The 4,612-nt window shown below is 71.4% G+C and carries 4 protein-coding genes and 1 pseudogene; all 5 read right to left on the reverse strand.

Annotation, left to right across the window (positions count from 1 at the left end):
- Nucleotides 1-410 (reverse strand): annotated as a pseudogene (locus tag HW445_RS19395) (serine protease); the annotation flags it as partial.
- A 317-nt stretch (nucleotides 411-727) separates the two neighbouring features.
- The gene (gene truB, locus HW445_RS19400) at nucleotides 728-1,633 is read right to left on the reverse strand and encodes a tRNA pseudouridine(55) synthase TruB (protein WP_180222259.1); all 906 of its coding nucleotides are present in this window, start codon (nucleotides 1,631-1,633) and stop codon (nucleotides 728-730) included.
- A complete protein-coding gene (gene rbfA, locus HW445_RS19405) occupies nucleotides 1,630-2,097 on the reverse strand; it encodes a 30S ribosome-binding factor RbfA (RefSeq protein WP_180222260.1) in 468 nt (155 codons plus the stop codon). Before rbfA ends, truB begins: the two co-directional genes overlap by 4 nt.
- Before the next feature lie 42 nt (nucleotides 2,098-2,139).
- Complete coding sequence (locus HW445_RS19410) at nucleotides 2,140-2,433, reverse strand: DUF503 domain-containing protein (RefSeq protein ID WP_180222261.1); 294 nt, start codon at nucleotides 2,431-2,433, stop codon at nucleotides 2,140-2,142.
- Nucleotides 2,434-2,670: 237 nt separating this feature from the next.
- Nucleotides 2,671-4,612, reverse strand: a 1,942-nt coding sequence (gene infB / locus HW445_RS19415; RefSeq protein WP_180222262.1) for a translation initiation factor IF-2, incomplete at its 5' end; no start/stop codon positions are given.

Below are 4,612 nucleotides of genomic sequence, written 5' to 3' on the forward strand. Positions count from 1 at the left end.
AGGAGGTGGGAGCGGTGGGTGGCGTCGACGACGCCGAGCACCCGCGCCTCGCGCAGCCCGGCGGAGACGATCCGCACGTAGGCGCCGGGGCCGACGGCGGCACGCGGGGACACCGGCAGCGGGGCGGCCTCCAGTCCCTCGGCGTGCACCAGGGCGAGGCCCAGGGCGGGCAGTGGGGTGATCGCCCCGTCCGGGGTGGCGAGCGTGCGGTCACCCGATCGGACCAGGACGCGGTACAGGCCGTCCACCACCTCGTGTGCGGTGATCACCGTGCCGTGGTGGTCGGCGGCGAAGCCGGTGCCGCGCGGGCGTCCGGCGGGGTCGCAGAGGGTGACCAGAGCGGCTTCGGGGACGGCGCGTACGCCGTCCGGCCGCCGGACCTCCTCCGTCCCCGCGTGCGCTCCCGCCATACCCGTCCTCCCCGCTGCCGTGCCGTCCCGCTCCGACGGTAGGCCGAAGATGATCAGCTGGGCGGGTGTGCGGGGAAACGCGCCCCCTTCCACTCCCTCGGTTCACTCCGAGCGCCCGTCCGGACGGGTGAATACGGGGGTGCGGATGGAAAGAGGTTCTCCCGGGGGAACAGAGGGGGGAAACCCGTGGAGCGGCGGCGGAACGTCCCCGTGCCGCCGCCGCTCCACGGTCCCGCCCGGCGGCGCCGGCCGCGCGTTTCACGGCCCGCCCCGGCGGTGCCGGCACGGACCGTGGAACGCGCGGCGCGCGGCGGTGCTCAGCCGAAGACGGCCAGGCTCTTGGCCTTGCCCTTCAGCGACTCGGCCAGGGCCAGGAAGGTGCCGTCGGGCCCGAAGACGGCGACCGGGCCGCGGTCGGCGTACGCGTCGGGCATCTCCAGCCGTACGCCGTTGAGCAGCAGCCGGGCACGCCGCGCGTCGACGTCCCAGCGCGGGAACGCGGCGGTCGCGGCCTCGGCCACCGGCATCACGGTCAGCTCCTTCTGGAGCTGCTCCAGCGTGCGCGCCGTGTCGATCCGGTAGGGGCCGACCCGGGTGCGCCGCAGCGCGGTCAGGTGACCGCCGACGCCCAGACCGGCGCCGAGGTCGCGGGCGAGCGCCCGGATGTAGGTGCCGGAGGAGCACACCACGGAGACGACCAGGTCGGTCACCGGGGTGCCGTCCTCGGCGACCGCCTCGCGGACGTCGTGGACCAGGAACGAGGAGACCGTCACCGGGCGGGCCGGGATCTCGAACTCCTCGCCCTCACGGGCGCGCTTGTAGGACCGCACGCCGTTGATCTTGATGGCGCTGACCTTGGACGGCACCTGCATGATGCGGCCGGTCAGCTCGGCGACGCCCGCGTCGATGCCCTCGCGGGTGACCCCGGAGGCGTCGGCGGAGGCCGTGATCTCGCCCTCGGCGTCGTCGGTGACCGTGGTCTGGCCGAGCCGGATCGTCCCGAGGTACTCCTTCTCGGTGAGCGCCAGGTGCCCGAGGAGCTTGGTGGCCCGCTCGACGCCGAGGACCAGCACGCCGGTCGCCATCGGGTCGAGCGTGCCGGCGTGGCCGACGCGTCGGGTCTTCGCGATCCCGCGCATCTTGGCGACCACGTCGTGCGAGGTGAAGCCCGACGGCTTGTCGACGATGACAAGGCCGTCGGGCGTGGTGGTGTGCTGCGTCATTCGGCGGTGTCGTCCGTCCCGGCCGCGGTCTCGTCGTCGTCCTCGCCCGGCTTGCGGTACGGGTCCGCCTCGCCGGCGTACGCGGCTCCGGCGGACGCCTCACGCACCTTGGCGTCGGACTGCCGGGCCTTGTCGAGGAGGTCCTCGATGGTCCGGGCGGTGTCCGGCAGGGCGTCGGCGACGAAGGTGAGGGTGGGGGTGAACTTCACCCCGGCGGCCCGGCCGACCTCGGAGCGCAGGATGCCCTTGGCGCTCTCCAGTCCGGCCGCTGCGGCCTTGCGCTCCTCGTCGTCGCCGTACACCGTGTAGAAGACGGTCGCCTCCCGAAGGTCCCCGGTCACCCGGGTGTCCGTGATGGTGACGTGCGTGCCGAGCCGCGGGTCCTTGATCCCACGCTGCAGCTTCTGGGCCACCACCTCTCGGATGAGGTCCGCCAGCCTCTTCGCCCGCGCGTTGTCGGCCACTGGTCCGTCTCCCGTTCCTGTTCCTGTTCGTATCTGTGTAGATCAGTCGTCGTCGCCGTGGAACCGCCGTCTCGCGGACAGCAGTTCCACCTCCGGGCGCCCGGCGACCATCCGCTCGCAGCGGTCCAGTATGTCGACCACGTGCGAAGCGTCCCCGGAGACCACCGCCAGGCCGATGCCGGCCCTGCGGTAGAGGTCCAGGTGGTCCACCTCGGCGGCGCTGACCGCGAACTGTCGTTGCAGGTCGGCGACGATGGGGCGGACGACGGAGCGCTTCTCCTTCAGCGAGCGTACGTCGCCGAGGAGGATGTCGAAGGACAGAGTCCCTACGTACATGGTGTTTCCGGATGACCCGCCGGTCCGGGATCGGTGGCTCCTTGAACCGTACCCCGGTTCGCGGCACCGCCGACGACTATTTACGGCGCCCCGCAGGGCACCGCGGACGGCTGCTCCGGGAAGCCCTGCGGGGCACCCGCGGGCAGCCGCCGGCGCGGCACCGGCCGTGGCCGGGCCGCGCCCACACGCCGGTGGCCGGCGGTACCGAGGTACCGCCGGCCACCGTGAGCCGTTCCCTTACGAGCGCGGCTTCTCGCGCATCTCGTACGTCGCGATGACGTCGTCGACCTTGATGTCGTTGAAGTTTCCGAGGTTGATACCACCCTCGTAGCCTTCGCGGATCTCGGTGACGTCGTCCTTGAAGCGACGCAGGCCCTCGATGTTGAGGTTCTCCGCGACGACCTTGCCGTCGCGCAGCAGGCGGGCCTTGGTGTTCCGCTTGACCTCGCCGGAGCGGATGAGCACACCGGCGATGTTGCCGAGCTTGGACGAGCGGAAGACCTCGCGGATCTCCGCGGTGCCGAGCTCGACCTCCTCGTACTCCGGCTTGAGCATGCCCTTGAGGGCCGCCTCGATCTCCTCGATCGCCTGGTAGATGACCGAGTAGTACCGGACGTCCACACCCTCGCGCTCGGCCATCTGCGCGGCACGCCCCGCGGCGCGCACGTTGAAGCCGATCACGATGGCGTCGGAGCCCATCGCCAGGTCGATGTCGGACTCCGTGACCGCACCGACGCCGCGGTGCAGGACGCGGATGTCGACCTCTTCGCCGACGTCCAGCTGGAGCAGCGAGGACTCGAGGGCCTCGACCGAACCGGAGGCGTCACCCTTGATGATCAGGTTCAGCTGCTGGACCTCGCCGGCCTTGAGCACCTTGTCCAGGTCCTCGAGGGAGACACGGCGCGTGCGCTTGGCGAACGCCGCGTTCCGCTCGCGGGCGGCGCGCTTCTCCGCGATCTGACGGGCCGTACGGTCCTCGTCCACCACGATGAAGTTGTCGCCGGCGCCCGGGACGTTGGTCAGACCCAGCACCTGGACCGGGGTGGACGGACCCGCCTCGGCCACGTTGGCGCCACTGTCGTCGAGCATCGCCCGCACGCGGCCGTAGGCGTCGCCCACGACCATCGTGTCGCCGACGCGGAGGGTACCGCGCTGGACCAGGACGGTGGCCACGGCGCCGCGGCCGCGGTCCAGACGGGACTCGATCGCGATGCCCTGCGCGTCCTGGTGCGGGTTGGCCCGCAGGTCGAGCGAGGCGTCGGCGGTGAGGACGACGGCCTCCAGCAGGCTGTCGATGTGCAGACCCTGCTTGGCGGAGATGTCGACGAACATGGTGTCGCCGCCGTACTCCTCGGCCACCAGGCCGTACTCGGTCAGCTGACCGCGCACCTTGGTCGGGTCCGCGCCCTCGACGTCGATCTTGTTGACCGCGACCACGATCGGCACGTCGGCCGCCTTGGCGTGGTTCAGCGCCTCGACCGTCTGCGGCATGACGCCGTCGTTGGCCGCGACGACCAGGATCGCGATGTCGGTCGACCGGGCACCACGGGCACGCATGGCGGTGAACGCCTCGTGACCCGGGGTGTCGATGAAGGTGATCCGACGCTCTTCGTCGTTGACCTCGGTCGCGACCTGGTAGGCACCGATGTGCTGGGTGATGCCGCCGGCCTCGCCCGCGATGACGTTGGTCTTGCGGATCGCGTCGAGCAGTCGGGTCTTTCCGTGGTCGACGTGACCCATGACGGTGACGACCGGCGGGCGGACCACCAGGTCCTCCTCGTCGCCCTCGTCCTCGCCCCACTCGAGGTCGAAGGACTCGAGCAGCTCGCGGTCCTCCTCCTCGGGGCTGACGACCTGGAGGTTGTAGTTCATCTCGTCGGCCAGGAGCTGCAGCGTCTCGTCGGAGACGGACTGCGTCGCGGTGACCATCTCGCCGAGGTTCAGCATGACCGCGACGAGCGACGCCGGGTTGGCGTTGATCTTCTCCGCGAAGTCGGTGAGCGACGCACCGCGCGACAGGCGAACGGTCTCGCCCTTGCCGCGAGGCAGCATCACGCCGCCGACCGACGGGGCCTGCATGGCCTCGTACTCCTGACGGCGCTGCCGCTTCGACTTGCGGCCACGACGCGCCGGACCGCCGGGACGGCCGAACGCACCCTGCGTGCCACCACGGCCACCG

Source organism: Streptomyces sp. UH6, from assembly GCF_013421635.1.
Classification (GTDB): Bacteria; Actinomycetota; Actinomycetes; order Streptomycetales; family Streptomycetaceae; genus Streptomyces; species Streptomyces abyssomicinicus.